This is a genomic window from Psychroserpens jangbogonensis (assembly GCF_000797465.1).
GTDB classification, from domain to species: Bacteria; Bacteroidota; Bacteroidia; order Flavobacteriales; family Flavobacteriaceae; genus Psychroserpens; species Psychroserpens jangbogonensis.
Window position 1 is genome coordinate 171,727 of the sequence record NZ_JSWG01000009.1, and the last position, 17,309, is coordinate 189,035.

Sequence of the window (17,309 nt, forward strand, 5' to 3'; positions counted from 1 at the left end):
TAGTATTTAGACGTATATTTGCAAACTGAAAATTTCGAAAACCTAATGTTCCACGTGGAACAATATTTTAAATTATGTTCAACGACGTATATGATGTCATAGTAGTTGGTGCTGGCCACGCAGGTAGTGAAGCCGCTGCTTCTGCGGCCAACATGGGAAGTAAAACGCTACTCATTACCATGAATCTGCAAAACATTGCACAGATGTCATGCAATCCTGCTATGGGAGGAATTGCGAAAGGACAAATTGTAAGAGAGATTGATGCTCTAGGAGGTTATAGTGGAATAGTAAGTGATACTTCAGCCATTCAATTTAAAATGTTGAATAAATCTAAAGGGCCCGCAATGTGGAGTCCAAGGGTTCAAAGTGATCGAATGCGTTTTGCTGAAGACTGGAGATTGCTTTTAGAGCAAACAAAGAACCTTGATTTCTATCAAGAAATGGTATCAGGTTTAATAGTCGAGAACCATAAAGTTGTCGGAGTTAAAACTTCTCTCGGACTTGAGATTAAAGCAAAAACGGTTGTGTTAACCAATGGAACATTTTTAAATGGATTAATCCATATTGGTGATAAAAATTTTGGTGGAGGAAGAGCAGGAGAAAGAGCAGCTACTGGAATTACTGAACAGCTTATTGGTTTAGGTTTTGAATCTGGAAGAATGAAAACAGGAACTCCTCCAAGAGTTGATGGTCGTTCTTTGGATTATTCTAAAATGATTGAGCAACCTGGCGATGAACAGCCGGAAAAGTTTTCTTATTTAGATCGTATTAAACCCTTGACAGAACAACGTTCTTGTCATATGACGTACACAAGCCCTGAAGTACATGATTTATTACGTGAGGGCTTTGAGCGTTCTCCAATGTTTAATGGTAGAATCCAAAGTACTGGACCTAGATACTGCCCTTCAATTGAAGATAAGATTAATCGATTTGCAGATAAAGATCGTCATCAGTTATTTGTTGAACCTGAAGGTTGGAATACGGTTGAAGTTTATGTGAATGGATTTTCAACATCCTTACCAGAAGACGTTCAGTTTAAGGCTCTAAAATCTGTAGTTGGTTTTGAAAACGTTAAATTTTTTAGACCTGGTTATGCCATTGAATATGATTATTTCCCACCTACACAATTAAAACATACGTTAGAAACTAAGTTGATTGATGGTTTGTTTTTTGCAGGACAAATTAATGGAACAACTGGTTATGAAGAAGCTGCTTCTCAAGGACTAATGGCAGGTATAAATGCTGCATTAAAAGTACAAGAGAATGACGAGTTTATATTAAAGCGGAATGAAGCCTATATAGGAGTTCTTGTAGACGATTTAATCACTAAAGGAACAGATGAGCCGTATCGTATGTTTACGTCAAGAGCGGAGTATAGAACACTCTTAAGACAAGACAATGCCGATTTTAGATTAACACCAAAAGGGCATGAGTTAGGTTTAGCAAGTGAGATTCGTTTACGTCGAATGGAAGAGAAACAAAAACAGTCTAATAACTTTGTGAATTTTTTCAGAGAAACAAGTATAAAGCCTGAATTAGCAAATCCAGTATTGGAAGCTAAAGGATCTTCTCCTGTAAAGCAATCTGATAAAATGTTTAAAATGTATTCTCGTCCGAATATTACCGCTCAGGACATGCGTCAATTTGAAGTTGTAGAGAATTACATAAAGGAGAACGAATTAGATCGTGAAGTAATAGAACAAACAGAAATTCAAATTAAGTATTCTGGATATATTGAGAAGGAAAAGAATAATGCAGATAAATTGAATCGTCTCGAGGATTTAAAGATTCCAAAGGGTTTTGATTATGAGAAATTGAAATCTATGAGCACGGAAGCAAAACAGAAATTAACAAAAATTCAACCCGTAACCATTTCGCAAGCGTCTAGAATTTCTGGTGTTTCACCAGCAGATGTTTCTGTCTTGTTAGTTTATTTAGGACGATAATTTTAAAGATGTTTCACGTGGAACACTACTTTTAATGAGTAAAAAAAACATATATCTAACTGTTAAAGACCACTCTGTTTCTGGAGAAGAATTCCAATTGATTTATAATGATCAATTAGAGATGTTAGAAACTTGTCCTCAGCCTTCAGAAGCACAATTGCCAAAATATTATCAAAGCGAAGATTATATTTCTCATACAGATGCCAAGCGGAATTGGTTTGAAAAAGTGTATCATTTTATCAAAACAATTGCCTTAAAAAGAAAGCTAAAACTTATCGATTCATTTAATTCTGAAGACAAGAGGCTCTTAGATATTGGATGTGGAACAGGTGATTTTTTAAAAGTCGCTAAAGATAATCAATGGCATGTTTCTGGAGTTGAACCAAACCCAAATGCAAGAACAATCGCTAATCAAAAAACCAATAATTCTGTTTTTGATATTGACCAATTATTAAAATTTAAAAAACATAGTTTTGATGTAATTACCCTTTGGCATGTTTTGGAACATCTACCAAAATTAGAAAACCATATTGCTGTATTTGAATCACTTTTAAAACCAAGCGGTCGATTAGTAATTGCTGTGCCAAATTATAAAAGCCACGATGCTAATTATTATAAAAGCCACTGGGCAGCTTTTGATGCTCCTAGACATCTTTGGCATTTTTCTCAAAACGCCATTTCAAAATTAGTACAGCAAAAAGGAATGGATGTTATAAAAACTGAGCCAATGACATTTGATGCTTATTATGTGTCTTTGCTTTCTGAAAAATATAAAAATGGATCTATGAACCCTATCAAAGCATTTTGGGTTGGATGGCAGTCAAATATTAAAGCAAAACGTTCAGGAGAGTTCTCGTCTTTGATTTACATCATTAAAAAGAGCTAAAAACCAATTTTAAGCGATTTAAGGACCACTTAAGGCTTGCGCCTTAAAAGAATACTTCTAATTTATTTTGATGAAATTAAGCATGTTTTAAGCCTTGATTTTATAATAGATATAATTAATAGGTTTTTTGATTTCCATACATATTATTAATAGTGCTAAATTTTGAAAAATAAGTACAAGCACTTTCTTACATTTGCAAAAATTAAAAGAACTTAAAATGAAAAAATTATTTGGAATACTGGCAGTAGTATTTGTTTTAACATCTTGTCAAGAGCAACAAAAAATTGCTTACGTAGATAACGCTAAAGTTGTAAATGAATTTCAAAAGAAAGTAGATTTCGAAAAGATATTTCAAGTTAAAGTAGCAGCGTTTAATAAAAAAGCGGATAGCTTAGAACAAGCGATTCAAATTGAAGCGCAATTATTTCAAGCAAAAGCAGCTAAGATGCCTCAAAAAAGTGCTGAAACAGAATATCAGGCGTTGCTTCAGAAAAAGCAAATGCAAGATTATCAGTTACAAGGAGAAGAGCAAAGTCTTCAAGGGGAAGGTCAAAAACAAATAGATACTCTTATTAAAGAAGTGAAAGCGTTTGTTAAGGACTATGGTAAGAAAAATGGTTATACATATATTCTTGGAGCTAACGATGCTGGAAGTGTTATGTACGGAACTGAATCAAATGATATTACACAAACTGTTATCGATGCATTGAATGCAGATGCTAAAAAAGAAGAATAGTTTTAATTCACATATTAATTTAAAAGCCGGTTATAAATTAATCGGCTTTTTTATGCAATAAACGCGTGAGTTTTATTGAAAGATCGGTAAGGATAATTTTAGAATTTCCGTTGCGCTCAATATGGTAAATAGCGTCTTGAAGTTCATTAGAAATTTCCAATATATTATTTCCATGAACATAAGGCGCAAAGTTCTCAAGCTTGAAAGATGTCTTAGGTTCCATAAAAACCAATTCGTCTGCGCTATAATTCATTAGTAATGCTTGCCTGAAAAAGTCAAGACAAAAGTTTAAAAATTGCTTTTGAGTTTCTCTTCCTGTTTTTGCAATAGTCTCACTCCATGATATCAAATCATGTATGGCGCTTTTATTTCCTTTAGCCTTAAAAGCAGATCTAATCCAAAGCACAAACCAGTCTTCAAATTGTGTGTCTTCACTATCGTTATAAACTAAATCACAAGCTTTGTTATAATTTCCATTGGCTTGGTGAGCGATCTTAATGGCATCTGCTTCTGGAATTTGATAATTTTTGATTAACGCTTTTTTTATCACTTCTTCTGCCAAAGGAGGAAAATGTAATAATTGACATCTGGACTTAATGGTATTTATAATTTGTTCTTCATCTTCAGCAATAAGAATAAAGATGGTTTTGTTAGGTGGCTCTTCTATGAGTTTTAAAAGTTTATTGGCAGCAGAAGTATTCATTTTTTCAGCCATCCAAATCAGCATCACTTTATAACCTCCTTCGTAAGATTTTAAAGCTAAAGCCTTGACAATGTCCTGAGCTTCATCAACACCAATTTGACCTTGTTTATTATCTATTCCTAATATACGATACCAATCAAAAAGATTTCCATATGGCTGTCTGTTAATAAGTTGCCTCCACTCTTCCATGAAATGGTTAGACACAGGGTGACTTTTTATTTTATCATTAGTCGCAACGGGAAATGCAAAATGTAAATCAGGATGCGAGAGATTTTTGAACTTGATATTACACGCTTCGTTTCCATTCGTATTTTTTCCATCTGAGTTTTTACATAGTAAGTATTGCGCATAGGCAATTGCCATAGGAAGTGTTCCAGACCCTTCTGGACCAACAAACATTTGCGCATGTGGTATACGACCATTATCCGCACTTTTTGTAAGGTGGTTTTTAATATGCTCTTGCCCTAAAATTTCTGAAAATAACATGCTGTAAAGATACTTTTTTTATAATATTAATTCATGCAAACGTTTTCGTAAAAAAACAACTTTTATCAGTGTCTTTTATTGGTTACATTTGTGATACAATTTTCAAAAAGCAGACTTATGAAAACCTTAAACGACTTCAATTTTGATAATAAAAAAGCATTAATACGTGTAGATTTTAATGTGCCTTTAAATGATAATTTTGAAGTTACAGATGCCACAAGAATTGTTTCTGCTAAACCTACAATTATTAAAATTTTAGAGGATGGTGGAAGTTGTATTTTGATGTCGCATTTAGGTCGACCTAATGGCGTTCAGGATGAATTTTCATTGAAACATATTATAAATAAGGTAGAAGATGTTCTAGGGGTTGAAGTAAAGTTTGTTGATGATTGTGTTGGATCAAAAGCCGAACAAGCTGCAGAGAATTTGAATCCAGGTGAAATCTTATTATTAGAAAACCTACGTTTTCATGACGAAGAGAAACAAGGCGATAAGGATTTTGCCGAGTCGTTATCAAAGCTAGGCGATATTTATGTAAACGATGCGTTTGGTACTGCACATAGAGCACATGCTTCTACAACTATTATTGCTCAGTTTTTTCCAGAGCACAAATGTTTTGGTCATTTATTGGCTCAAGAAATCGATAGTATTAAAAAAGTAATGGAAACTGGAGAGAAACCTATTTTAGCTATTCTTGGCGGTGCAAAAGTGTCGTCTAAAATTACAATTATTGAAAATATTTTAGACAAGGTTGATCATTTGATAATTGGTGGAGGAATGACGTTTACATTTATAAAAGCTCAAGGAGGTTCTGTTGGAGACTCAATATGTGAAGACGATAAAATGGAACTTGCTTTAGAGATTATGAAACAAGCCGAAGCTAAGAATGTGCAAATTCATTTACCTATTGACGTGATTGGAGCAAATGCATTTAGTAATGATGCAGACACGCAAATTATGGATGTAACTCAAATTCCTGATGGCTGGCAAGGGCTTGATTCTGGACCAAAATCTAAAGAAATTTTTCATAATGTAGTGATGCAGTGCAAAACCATTTTATGGAATGGACCACTTGGTGTTTTTGAAATGGAAAGTTTTGCTAACGGAACTATAGCTTTAGGAAATTCAATTGCTGAAGCAACTAAAAATGGTGCTTTTTCACTTGTTGGTGGTGGTGACTCTGTGGCTGCTGTAAAACAGTTTGGTTTTGAACACAAGGTAAGCTATGTGAGTACAGGAGGAGGCGCAATGCTTGAAAGTCTTGAAGGGAAAACATTACCAGGAATTGCTGCTATTTTAGAATAGATTCTATTTGCTTTCCTTTTTTGTTATTCAGAAGAATCTTACGCACATTGTTAATTTATCTTGTCAAACTTTCATTTTAGCTAAAAAAATACGATTTTAGCTGACCTATCGTTTAGATAGTTAAATAATCTACTAATGAACCTTAAGCTTAAAACTCTAACTTTTAGCATTCTATTGAGCTGTATCTTTAGTTTTGGACAGGACAGCATTCCCGAAACAACCGAGGTTAAAAAAACAATAGAACCTATTGTAAAGGAAAACAACAAAATAGTTGTTGACTCTCTTATAGATGGTGAAAAAGTTATAAAAACAGAAATTAAGGCTGAATTAGATTCAACCGATTTAAGAAAATTAGAAGATCACCAACTGGCGGCAGAAATTGATCAAAAATGGCTAGAAGAACTCTATAGTAATAATCTTTTCGATACCATTTATAAAACGGTTTCAGAATTAAAATACACTCCTGTTGATTACCCTGAATTGCCTACTGACACCTTAAAAGCAAGACTTAAAGAACTAAATGCTCGAACACCATTTAATATTGAGTATAATCCGTCCCTAGAAAGTGTAATAAAATCGTATTTAAAAAACAGAAGGCACTCTATGGAGAGATTAATGTCTTTGAGTGATTACTATTTCCCACTGTTTGAAGAATCATTAGATAATTATGACATTCCATTAGAGGTAAAATACCTTGCCATTGTTGAGTCTGCATTAAAACCCAAAGCCAAATCTAGAGTTGGAGCAACAGGTTTATGGCAGTTTATGTTTGGAACAGGAAAAGAATATGGACTAAATGTAAGTAGTTATGTAGACGAACGTAGTGACCCAGTAAAATCTACAGTAGCGGCAAGTAAATATTTAGCTAGACTATATCGCATTTTTGGTGATTGGGATTTGGCATTAGCTGCGTACAACTCTGGGCCAGGAAATGTAAGCAAGGCGATTAGACGTTCAGGAGGTTATAAAAATTACTGGAATATTAGACCGCATTTACCGCGTGAAACAGCGGGTTATTTACCTGCGTTTTTGGCTACTATGTATATTTTTGAATTTGCTGAAGAACATGGCTTTAAAAAAGAACGACCAAATTTTCATTATGTTGAAACCGATACTATTCATGTAAAAAAAATGATCACATTAGATCAGGTTTCCGAATTACTTGATGTTCCAATTGAAGAACTTCAGTTTTTAAACCCTTCATACAAATTGGATGTGATTCCATATATAAAGGGAGAGGATTACACTTTGCGTTTACCTCGAGAAGCTGTTGGTAAATTTGTTACAAATGAAGAACAGATTTATGCATTTGCCGAGAAGGAACTTAATAAAAGAGAAAAACCATTACCTCAATTTTTTGATTCAAAATCAAAAGTGAGATATCGTGTCAAATCAGGAGATTTTTTAGGTAAAATAGCTCGGAATTATGGTGTTCGCGTAAGTCAGATAAAACAATGGAACGGCTTACGAAGTAATAACCTTAAAATTGGTCAGCGACTAACTATTTATCCTAGAAAACCTGTGGCTTCTTCAAAATTAGCGAGCACTTCTAAATTAAAGAAAACAATAAATACCGAAGGCAAGTCAACTTATAAAGTTGAAAAAGGAGACTCTCTTTGGAGTATCTCTCAAAAACTTCCTGGAGTTTCTGTTCAAAATATCAAAGATTGGAACGATATTAGCGGTAACAAGCTAAAAATTGGAATGACACTTGTTGTGTCAAACTAATTAAAAACACATACAATGAAAAAAACACTCGCATTATTGCTAATAGCTATTACTTTCTTTTATGGATGTACAGACAAAAATGCTAAACGAATTGTTCCTAAATCTTCTGGAGGAAGTTTAAATGACATCACTGTAGTAGTTGATAATTTACTTTGGGAAAACAATATAGGCGAAGTCATAAGAGATACTTTAGCATCACCAGTTGAAGGGCTATCCATAGAGGAACCTCGATTTAGATTACGACAAATGCCTCCTTCAATATTTACAGGTTTTGCTACTAAAAACAGAACCGTTTTAAAAATTGAAAAAGGAAAACCAGCAGGAACTGTAATACTTTCAAATAAATACGCAAAGCCACAAACAGTGGTAGTGATTTCCGGGAATACAAATGCTGAAATTATTGATCAAATAAGTAATAATTCAGCAAAGATTATTGATGCTTTTAAAAAGGAAGAACTCATTGAGAAACAACGCAGAATTAAGATCTCATTGTTTAATGACAAAGACATTCAGGAGCAATTAGGATTATCTTTAAGGTTTCCAACGGCATATAGAATTGCAAAAAATGAAGATGGTTTTTTCTGGTTAAGACGAGATATTGAAACAGGAACTGTAGACATCATGTTATATGAAGCACCATTGTCTGCCATAAGAAAAGGAGACAGCACAGTGGTTGATGTTGTAAGATTAAGAGATTCGGTAGGTAAAATTCATATTGAAGGTCCACTTGAGGGTTCATATATGGCAACTGAAAACAAGTATACACCATTTATTTCTGAAACTATTTTAGATAATAAACCCGCTTTTGAGACTAAAGGACTTTGGGATGTAAAAAATGCATTTATGTCTGGGCCATTTATAAATTATGCTATTGAAGACAAGGTAAACAATCGATTGATTATTGTTGAAGGCTATGTGTTTGCTCCTTCGGTAGCAAAACGAGAGTATATGTTTGAATTAGAGGCTATTATAAAATCGATTACAATTAAATAAAAAAAAGCCAACATTTTTAATGTTGGCTTTTTTTTTAGTTTATAGAATTTTATTCTTTTTTATCTGTAGTAGTTGGTTTGTCTTCTTCTTTACTGGCATCTTTAAATTCTTTAATACCACTGCCAAGACCTCTCATAAGTTCAGGGATTTTCTTTCCGCCAAACATTAGTAATACTACAACAACTATTAAAACAATTTGCCATGCTCCAAAAGCTAAAAATATGCTAGATGCTATCATAATGAGTAATTTTGAATTGCAAATTTAATAATTAAACTTAAGAATAAACGTTTTAATGCAAACTTTAAGATAAGCCTTGAACTTGTAGTATAAATTTTATTTAATTTTGTTGAACAATGGCAAAAAAGCAGAAAGAAAAAAGAATAGCTAGAAAACTACTTCACAAGTATCGTTTAGTCGTTTTAAACGAAGACACTTTTGAAGAGCGTTTTGCTATCAAATTAACACGATTGAATGTTTTTGTTATTGCATCAATCTCTACAATTTTATTGATAGCAGGTACTATTTTTCTAATATCATTCACGTCATTAAAAGAGTACATTCCTGGTTATTCTTCAACGGCATTAAAAAAGAAAGCAACAGAACTCAACAATAAAACAGATTCATTACAGCAGGTTATAAATTTAAATGAGCAATATTACGCATCGATTAAACGTGTATTAACAGGTGATGTTAATACTGTTGAATTTAATAGAGATTCCATAATTGATGCAGCAAGCATTGATGCAGGACAATTAAATTTAGCACCAACAAAAGAAGATTCCCTTTTAAGAGATGTTATAGATAAAGAAGATAAGTATAACGTTTTTGAATCAGGATTGCCTAATACTAACTTTGTGCTATTTCCACCAGTTAATGGAACTATATCTGAGCCCTATAATGTTGAAGAAAAACACTATGCTGTTGATGTAGTGGTTGCCGAAGATACGCCTGTAAAAGCTACAGCAGATGGCACAGTGATTTTTGCAGAATGGACAGTACAAACAGGATACGTTGCTATTATAGAACATAACAATGAACTAATCTCTGTATATAAACACAATGCATCACTTACAAAGCAGCAAGGTGATTTAGTAAAAGCGGGAGAGGTTATTGCTTTAGCAGGAAACTCTGGTGAATTAACAACAGGTCCACATCTGCACTTTGAACTTTGGAACAGGGGTTATCCTGTTAATCCAACTAACTTTATTGATTTTAAGTAATGCAGTCTATAAAATCGTTATTAGCAGTTCCATTTGCTAAAATAGTAAGAAAATCAGTTTTGAAATGGGCTAATAATCCAATTGAAACTCAAGAAAAAGTATTTCAGTCACTCATAAAAGATGCTGCTAAAACACAGTTTGGAATAGACCATAATTTTAGCAACATTATTACTTATGAAGATTTTGAAAAACAAGTCCCTATAAGAGATTACGAAGCTTTAAAACCTTATGTTGAACGCGTAGTTGCAGGCGAAGAAGACATTCTTTGGAAAGGGAAACCTATTTATTTCGCTAAAACATCAGGTACAACTTCTGGAGCCAAGTATATTCCTATTACAAAAGAAAGCATGCCGACACATGTTGAAGCTGCCAGAAACGCGATACTCATGTATATTGCAGAAAAAGGCAACAGTAAATTTGTTGATGGGAAAATGATTTTCCTTCAAGGGAGTCCTGTTTTGAAAGAGCAAAACGGAATTCAGCTTGGTCGACTTTCAGGAATTGTAGCCCATTATGTGCCGAAATATCTTCAAAAAAACAGAATGCCTTCTTGGAAAACTAATTGTATTGACGATTGGGAAACAAAAGTTGAAGCGGTTGTCGATGAGACTTTACCTGAAGACATGACCATAATTTCTGGAATACCGTCTTGGGTACAAATGTATTTTGAGAAAATTCAAGAAAGAACAGGACAAAAGGTGGGCGACGTTTTTAAAAACTTCAATCTATTTATTTTTGGCGGTGTAAACTATGAGCCTTATCGAGCAAAGTTTGAAAATCTTATAGGCCGAAAAGTGGATAGTATTGAATTATATCCTGCAAGTGAAGGTTTTTTCGCATTTCAAGATAAACAAAACGAAAAAGGGATGCTACTCCAATTAAACTCGGGCATTTTCTATGAGTTTATTAAAGCGGATGAGTTTTTTAATGAAAACCCTAAACGTTTAACCATTAAAGATGTTGAGGTTGGTATTAATTATGTGATTATTATTTCAACTAATGCAGGGCTTTGGGCTTATAACATTGGAGATACCATTCAGTTCACAAGCGTAAGCCCTTATCGTGTTATTGTTTCAGGTCGAATAAAACATTTTATTTCGGCTTTTGGCGAACATGTTATTGGTAAAGAAGTTGAACAAGCGCTTCAAGAAGCGATTTTGGGTTCAAATATTCAAGTTTCAGAGTTTACGGTAGCGCCTCAAATTAATCCGGAATCTGGTCTACCTTATCACGAGTGGTTTATTGAGTTTGAAAATGCTCCAGAAGACTTTTCTGCCTTAGCTGAAAAAATAGATCAATCATTACAGCAGCAAAACAGTTATTATTTTGATCTCATTAAAGGTAAAATCTTACAGCCACTAAAAATTAAAACAATACAGAAAAACGGATTTCAGGATTATATGAAATCTATAGGTAAATTAGGAGGGCAAAATAAGCTTCCTAGACTTTCTAATGACCGAAAAATAGCAGAGACTCTATACGCATTAAAATTGACTAAATAATGTTATATTTGCTAGCTAAACATTGCATATGAGTAAGAAAAAAAATCACGGAAGAACGAGAGCTCAAGAGAGCTCAAGCGCCATTGAAAGAATGTACATTACTATGAGGCATTTGTTTAATCGAGGATTCTACAAGCCAATGGGAGTTTCTGGTGAAACTCTGCGCGAAGCACTATTGCTTTTAAGACCAGAAATTTATGGGTCTATCTCAGAAGAGAAAGCTGAATTGGAAGGTTTGTTATATGTGATAGACAGATTACCTGAAGGCATTGAACAGTGTCGATTTATTAACCTTACAAGTGATGAAGGTTATGGCAATTCTCATTTTAAAGTAATTATTCCACCTAAAAGGCGTCGCAACTGTTATCGAATAGATGATGAGCAAATGAACATCGAAATTACGAGGGGACGTTCTGAGATTTATGATATCCTAACTCATATAACGTTTCTTTTTGTTGAGTCTCATAAAATTAGTAAACGTGTTTTAATAGACGAAAAAGGAACGACAATTCGTGACTGGATTAAGCTAGAAAAAGCTGTGCTTTCAGAAGATAAGCTTAGCCAAAAAGAAAGAGAAATTGCAATTACACATACCGCAAATATTTTAGGTAGAACATTTAATGAACTTACCGAAGCTCATAAACAATTTACTTCAAGCTCAAATCCAGACCGTTTATTACATATTATTTATTGGTTAGGAAAATTAGCAATAGAGGAAGTGATCAATAACGACAAGAGAACTGTGACTTTTAGTCCAGTTTTAAGAGAACGTTTAGGACACCATATTCATGGAGAAATTTGGGCAGATCACATTAAGGATGTTTTACATAAACACGGTCTTTTAAAGCGTCCAATACACGTTATAAGTGCTAACATGCATAGTGTAATGAACTCTGTTTTTGCACCAATTGCGTTAAAGAGTTTAACAGCAAAAAAGAGCATTTTTGAAGTTTACGAAGCTTTAAGCCAAAAAGATAATCAGACTTTACGCAATAAAGTAACCAAAGAGGCGTTGCAGAATGGAATGATATATATTGAAGATACTTCTGGGACCAACATAGATGTTCAGATTTTTGATACGGATAAGATAGATTTTTCAAAAACAGATATTAAGGTCGGAAAAGATTTTAATGAAAGTGAAAAACCAGTCATTTTTGTAATGGATTATGCTTTTGGTGAGCAAGCTTATGAGACAATTGATGAGTTGTTCAAACCTATAAAAGCTGATAAAGAAAAGGTGTACCTTAATGTTGAATCGGTTTCTATAATGGGTAAAGCAGGAATTTTAGAAGGTGGAAAAGGCGATATTATGATTCCTTCAGCACATATTTTTGAAGGAACAGCTGATAATTATCCTTTTAAAAATGAATTATGCAAATCAGATCTAGAAGGTCAAGGTGTTGATGTTTATGAAGGATCAATGATAACAGTGTTAGGAACCTCGCTTCAAAACAAAGAGATATTAAAGTTCTTTCATAATTCAACATGGAATGTTATCGGACTCGAAATGGAAGGTGCGCATTACCAAAAAGCAATTCAAGCCGCTTCAAAAGTAAGGGTTAGTATCAATCCAAATGTAAAGGTTAGATATGCTTATTATGCTAGTGATAATCCATTAGAAACAGGGAGTACATTAGCTTCAGGAGGCCTAGGTACTTCGGGGGTAAAGCCAACATATTTAATAACTAGAAAAATATTACAACAAATATTTAATAATAATTAATTAACCATGAGCAAAGATTTACAGGATCAAAACAAAAATAACGAAGAAGTAGATTTATTAGTTTTGTTCAACTATTTAGGCGACAAAATCAATAAGTTTTTTGCTTTTGTTGTAAAGCTTATTATATCAATATTTTCTGTATTCATTTATGCTGTTAGAGCCTTTATAAACAATATAAAAGTTATTGCATTGGTTGTGGTGATTTCGGGATTTGCAGGATTTTTGCTAGAAAAGACAAGAACTAAAAAGTATGATTCTGCAATGCTTGTAAGAACACATTTTGGTTCTAAATACCAACTATCTACTAACATCAACTATTATAATGCTTTAATCGAATCGGAAGATTATAATACACTAGCATCTATATTCGAAATTCACGAAGACACTATAGCTAAAGTCGTTAATTTTGAGATGGCTATGGGTCCGGAAACAGAAAACGAAAGAATTAGAGAATACGATCAATTTGTTAGTTCGATTGATAGTGTCAGGGCTCAAGATATAAATTATGATGATTTCATTTTAAACAGAGATATTTATTCAGGTAATTTATTTGAAATAAGGGTTGAGTCAACAAAACGTGATATTTTCAAGAATTTGGAAACTGGAATTAACAAGTCTTTTAAAAATATTTATTCTATCGAGCAGATGGGAAAAAGAGACTCAATGATTGTGATAAAGAGGAAAAATATTTTAACCTCAATACAGCAGATTGATTCACTTAAAAAAGTGTACATAAGAGTAATTGAAAATGAATCTGAAAACACAAAAGCAAATTTAAGTTTCAGTGATGGATTTCCATTAAAACAAGAGAAATCGGAAACAAAAGAGTATCAACTTCTTGATAAAGAAATAAAACTTAGAGATGAATTAAGGACATTAGAAGAAGAGAAGCTTGAAGAAAATGTTTTTTACGATGTGATTTCTAGTTTTCAAGTGGTGGGTAATGAAGTGAAATATTGGTATGAAAAGTATACTGTTGTTTTCCCTATGTTAGGGTTTTTACTTTTATGTTTATTATTTATGTTAAATAAATTCACTGTATATGTCAAAAACTATGAGGCCTAAAACTTTTTTAGTTACTGGAGGTTTAGGTTTTATTGGATCTAACTTCTTGCCTTATTTTTTAGAAAAACATAAAGATTATAAATTTATATATTGCTCATACAATATGTGAATTGTTAGACGAAATAGATCCTAAAGACCAGTCATATAAAAATCAAATTTCTTTTGTAAAAGATCGTCCAGGACATGATTTTAGATATGCTATTGATGCTTCTAAAATTGAAAAATAACTTGGCTGGAACGCGGATAAAAATTTCGAAGCTGGCATAAAAAAAAGCATTCATTGGTATCTTAATAAATACAATTCATAAACTAACTGAGCCATTATTAAAAAGCGAATATGGTTAATACTTACAACAACTGAAATAAAATGATAGTTGAACAAACTCAATTAGAAGACTGTTTTATAATTTCACCTAAAATCTTTCGTGATGATAGGGGTTATTTTTTTGAAAGCTTTAATAAAGAAGCATTTAAAACGCTTACAGGAACCTCTGTAAACTTTGTTCAAGACAATCAATCTAAATCATCCAAAGGGGTTTTAAGAGGACTTCATTTTCAAACTGGACCATTTGAACAAGCTAAGCTTGTAACGGTAATTAGCGGAAGCGTCCTTGATGTTTGTGTAGATCTTAGACCAGCCTCTCATTCTTTCGGAAATCATTTTTCTATGGTTTTAGATGGTACAGATAAAAAACAACTATTTATTCCTCGAGGTTTTGCACATGGTTTTCTAGTTTTAGAGGACGACACTGTGTTTTCATATAAATGCGATAATTATTATAACAAAGACTCAGAAAGAGGTATTATTTATAATGACAAAAAACTAAACATAGATTGGCGCAATAAAACTGAAGATCTTATTCTATCTGAAAAAGATTCTAAATTACCAACATTCGAAAGTCTGTTTGTATGAAAACAAAAATTTTAATCACTGGAGCAAAAGGACAACTGGCAAAAACCATTAATAACCTATACTCCAATAATACAGATAATTTAGAGTTTGTATTTGCTTCTAAAGCTGACTTAGATATTACAAACAAAGACCAAGTTCTATCTTTTTTCAATAAACATGAATTCGATTATTGTGTTAATTGTGCAGCATATACAAATGTTGAGCAATCAGAACTTCAACCAGACTTAGCACATGAAGTTAATGTAGAAGCTGTTAAAACTTTAGCTGAAGTATGTGAAAATAATAATATAATTCTTATTCATATTTCTACAGACTATGTGTTTGATGGAGAAACCAATAAGCCTTATGCCGAAGAGGATGAGACCAATCCTATTAACGAGTATGGTAAATCAAAACTTGCAGGAGAACAAGCAATTAAAGATGTTTTAAGCCGTTATTTTATAATTAGAACCTCTTGGCTTTATTCGAGTTATGGTAAGAATTTTGTGAAAACAATAATTGGTAAAATCGAAACTAATAGCGATTTAAATATTACAACATCTCAAACAGGTACTCCAACAAGTTGTGAAGAGCTTTCTAAATTTATAGTTTTTCTAATGAAGACCAACTCGAACGCTTTTGGAGTATATCATTATAGTAGTCAAGGAGAAACCAATTGGTATGAATTTGCTTTAGAAATCACTGAGCATTTTAGTTTTTATAATAAACAGAAAATCAAACCAACAGAAACCTTTATAACAAAAGCAAAAAGACCGAAATTTAGCGTTTTGAGTAATAATAAGGCAAATCAGATTTTTGAAAAAAGGAATAGTTGGAAATACCATGTAAACCAAACGGTAAAGAATATATTAGAAACGACAAAAAACTCTAATAATTTCTAATGATTTCAATGCTTAGAAATCAACAACAAAAGCATTACATTTGCAAAGAAATAAACCTTTAAATCTAAATAAGATTTATATTTTTAAAAAAATAATAATAAATGCAAAAAAAGATAGCATTAATTACAGGAGTAACAGGACAAGATGGCGCATATTTAAGTGAATTTCTTTTAAAAAAGGGATACGAAGTTCACGGTGTTAAAAGAAGATCTTCGTTGTTTAATACCGATAGAATAGATCACCTTTATCAAGATCCTCATGTAGAAAATAGAAACTTTTTTCTACATTATGGCGACTTAACAGATAGCACAAATTTAATTAGAATCATTAAAGAAGTTAAACCCTGTGAAATTTATAATCTAGCTGCAATGAGCCATGTTCACGTGTCTTTTGAAACACCAGAATATACCGCTAATGCCGATGGGATAGGGACACTTAGAATTTTGGAAGCTATAAGAATTTTAGGGATAGAAAAAACGACCAGAATATATCAAGCATCAACATCTGAGCTTTACGGAAAAGTGCAAGAAGTTCCTCAAACGGAAACAACACCATTCTATCCAAGAAGCCCTTATGCAGTTGCAAAAATGTATGCTTACTGGATTACAGTAAATTATAGAGAAGCTTACGGAATTTATGCTTGTAACGGAATTTTGTTTAATCATGAATCTCCAATTCGAGGTGAAACTTTCGTGACCAGAAAAATTACAAGAGCAACTTCAAAAATAGCATTGGGATTACAGGATAAAATCTATTTAGGGAATCTTGATTCAAAAAGAGATTGGGGGCACGCTAAAGATTATATTCGAATGATGTGGATGATTCTTCAAGCCGACGAGCCTGAAGATTGGGTAATTGCAACTGGTAAAACGACATCTGTTAGAGATTTCGTGAAAATGTGTTTTACTCAGATAGGTGTTGAATTAGAATTTAAAGGAGAAGGCTCTGATGAAAAAGGATACATAAAATCCTGTAGTAATTCGGAATATAGCTTAGAAATAGGTAAAGAAGTTATTGCTGTTGATGAAAAATATTATAGACCTACTGAAGTTGATTTGTTAGTAGGAGACGCAACAAAAGCAAGAGAAAAACTAGGTTGGATTCCAGAATATGATTTACCTGCACTTGTTGAAGACATGATGTCTAGTGATTTAGAGCTTATGAAAAAGAAACAATACCTCAAGGATGGAGGTTACAGAATCAAAAATTACTTTGAGTAGA

15 protein-coding genes and 1 pseudogene are annotated in these 17,309 nt (G+C 32.9%); 14 read left to right on the plus strand and 2 right to left on the minus strand.

All coding sequences use genetic code 11. From position 1 onward, the window contains the following. Window positions 1-74: 74 nt before the first annotated feature. The 3 genes from mnmG to RH81_RS07870 all read left to right on the plus strand — a co-directional run bounded on the left by mnmG (window position 75) and on the right by RH81_RS07870 (window position 3,568). Window positions 75-1,946: a tRNA uridine-5-carboxymethylaminomethyl(34) synthesis enzyme MnmG gene (gene mnmG / locus RH81_RS07860; protein ID WP_033959513.1), complete on the plus strand. Its 1,872-nt coding sequence runs from the start codon at window positions 75-77 to the stop codon at window positions 1,944-1,946. A 34-nt stretch (window positions 1,947-1,980) separates the two neighbouring features. Beyond that, window positions 1,981-2,832 carry a class I SAM-dependent methyltransferase gene (locus RH81_RS07865; RefSeq protein WP_033959514.1) on the plus strand — a complete coding sequence of 284 codons (852 nt, stop codon included), beginning with the start codon at window positions 1,981-1,983 and terminating at the stop codon, window positions 2,830-2,832. Window positions 2,833-3,049: 217 nt separating this feature from the next. Beyond that, window positions 3,050-3,568: an OmpH/Skp family outer membrane protein gene (locus tag RH81_RS07870; protein ID WP_033959515.1), complete on the plus strand. Its 519-nt coding sequence runs from the start codon at window positions 3,050-3,052 to the stop codon at window positions 3,566-3,568. 37 nt (window positions 3,569-3,605) lie between these two features. On the opposite strand, the gene RH81_RS07875 is transcribed toward RH81_RS07870, so the two are convergent. Further along, window positions 3,606-4,757, minus strand: coding sequence for a DNA polymerase III subunit (locus RH81_RS07875; RefSeq protein ID WP_033959516.1), 1,152 nt, complete (start codon window positions 4,755-4,757; stop codon window positions 3,606-3,608). Between the two features lie 117 nt (window positions 4,758-4,874). Between RH81_RS07875 and RH81_RS07880 the strand changes: the two genes are divergently transcribed. The 3 genes from RH81_RS07880 to RH81_RS07890 all read left to right on the plus strand — a co-directional run bounded on the left by RH81_RS07880 (window position 4,875) and on the right by RH81_RS07890 (window position 8,783). Continuing rightward, entirely contained in the window at window positions 4,875-6,062 is a 1,188-nt protein-coding gene (locus RH81_RS07880; RefSeq protein WP_033959517.1) for a phosphoglycerate kinase, read from the plus strand. A gap of 135 nt (window positions 6,063-6,197) precedes the next feature. Further along, entirely contained in the window at window positions 6,198-7,790 is a 1,593-nt protein-coding gene (locus RH81_RS07885; RefSeq protein WP_052172469.1) for a LysM peptidoglycan-binding domain-containing protein, read from the plus strand. 15 nt (window positions 7,791-7,805) lie between these two features. Further along, the gene (locus tag RH81_RS07890; RefSeq protein ID WP_033959518.1) at window positions 7,806-8,783 is read left to right on the plus strand and encodes a DUF4837 family protein; all 978 of its coding nucleotides are present in this window, start codon (window positions 7,806-7,808) and stop codon (window positions 8,781-8,783) included. Window positions 8,784-8,832: 49 nt separating this feature from the next. Here the strand turns inward: RH81_RS07890 and tatA are convergent, their stop codons facing one another. After that, complete coding sequence (gene tatA, locus RH81_RS07895; protein WP_033959519.1) at window positions 8,833-9,021, minus strand: twin-arginine translocase TatA/TatE family subunit; 189 nt, start codon at window positions 9,019-9,021, stop codon at window positions 8,833-8,835. 116 nt (window positions 9,022-9,137) lie between these two features. On the opposite strand from tatA, the gene RH81_RS07900 reads away from it, so the two are divergent. From RH81_RS07900 to gmd, 8 genes and pseudogenes are all read left to right on the plus strand, one after another. After that, window positions 9,138-10,004, plus strand: a complete 867-nt coding sequence (locus RH81_RS07900) for a M23 family metallopeptidase (protein ID WP_033959520.1) — start codon at window positions 9,138-9,140, stop codon at window positions 10,002-10,004. Then, complete coding sequence (locus RH81_RS07905) at window positions 10,004-11,506, plus strand: GH3 auxin-responsive promoter family protein (protein ID WP_033959521.1); 1,503 nt, start codon at window positions 10,004-10,006, stop codon at window positions 11,504-11,506. The genes RH81_RS07900 and RH81_RS07905 overlap by 1 nt, the downstream gene beginning before the upstream one ends. 28 nt (window positions 11,507-11,534) lie before the next feature. Continuing rightward, window positions 11,535-13,229, plus strand: coding sequence for a DUF6909 family protein (locus RH81_RS07910; protein ID WP_033959522.1), 1,695 nt, complete (start codon window positions 11,535-11,537; stop codon window positions 13,227-13,229). Window positions 13,230-13,235: 6 nt separating this feature from the next. Beyond that, window positions 13,236-14,294 carry a hypothetical protein gene (locus RH81_RS07915; RefSeq protein WP_033959523.1) on the plus strand — a complete coding sequence of 353 codons (1,059 nt, stop codon included), beginning with the start codon at window positions 13,236-13,238 and terminating at the stop codon, window positions 14,292-14,294. Between the two features lie 80 nt (window positions 14,295-14,374). Further along, window positions 14,375-14,602: pseudogene (locus RH81_RS16755) on the plus strand (GDP-mannose 4,6-dehydratase); the annotation flags it as partial. A 59-nt stretch (window positions 14,603-14,661) separates the two neighbouring features. Beyond that, a complete protein-coding gene (gene rfbC, locus RH81_RS07920; RefSeq protein WP_033959524.1) occupies window positions 14,662-15,207 on the plus strand; it encodes a dTDP-4-dehydrorhamnose 3,5-epimerase in 546 nt (181 codons plus the stop codon). Beyond that, entirely contained in the window at window positions 15,204-16,088 is an 885-nt protein-coding gene (rfbD, locus tag RH81_RS07925; RefSeq protein WP_033959525.1) for a dTDP-4-dehydrorhamnose reductase, read from the plus strand. Before rfbC ends, rfbD begins: the two co-directional genes overlap by 4 nt. A 101-nt stretch (window positions 16,089-16,189) precedes the next feature. Further along, window positions 16,190-17,308, plus strand: a complete 1,119-nt coding sequence (gmd, locus tag RH81_RS07930; RefSeq protein ID WP_033959527.1) for a GDP-mannose 4,6-dehydratase — start codon at window positions 16,190-16,192, stop codon at window positions 17,306-17,308. The last annotated feature ends 1 nt before the right edge of the window (window position 17,309 follow it).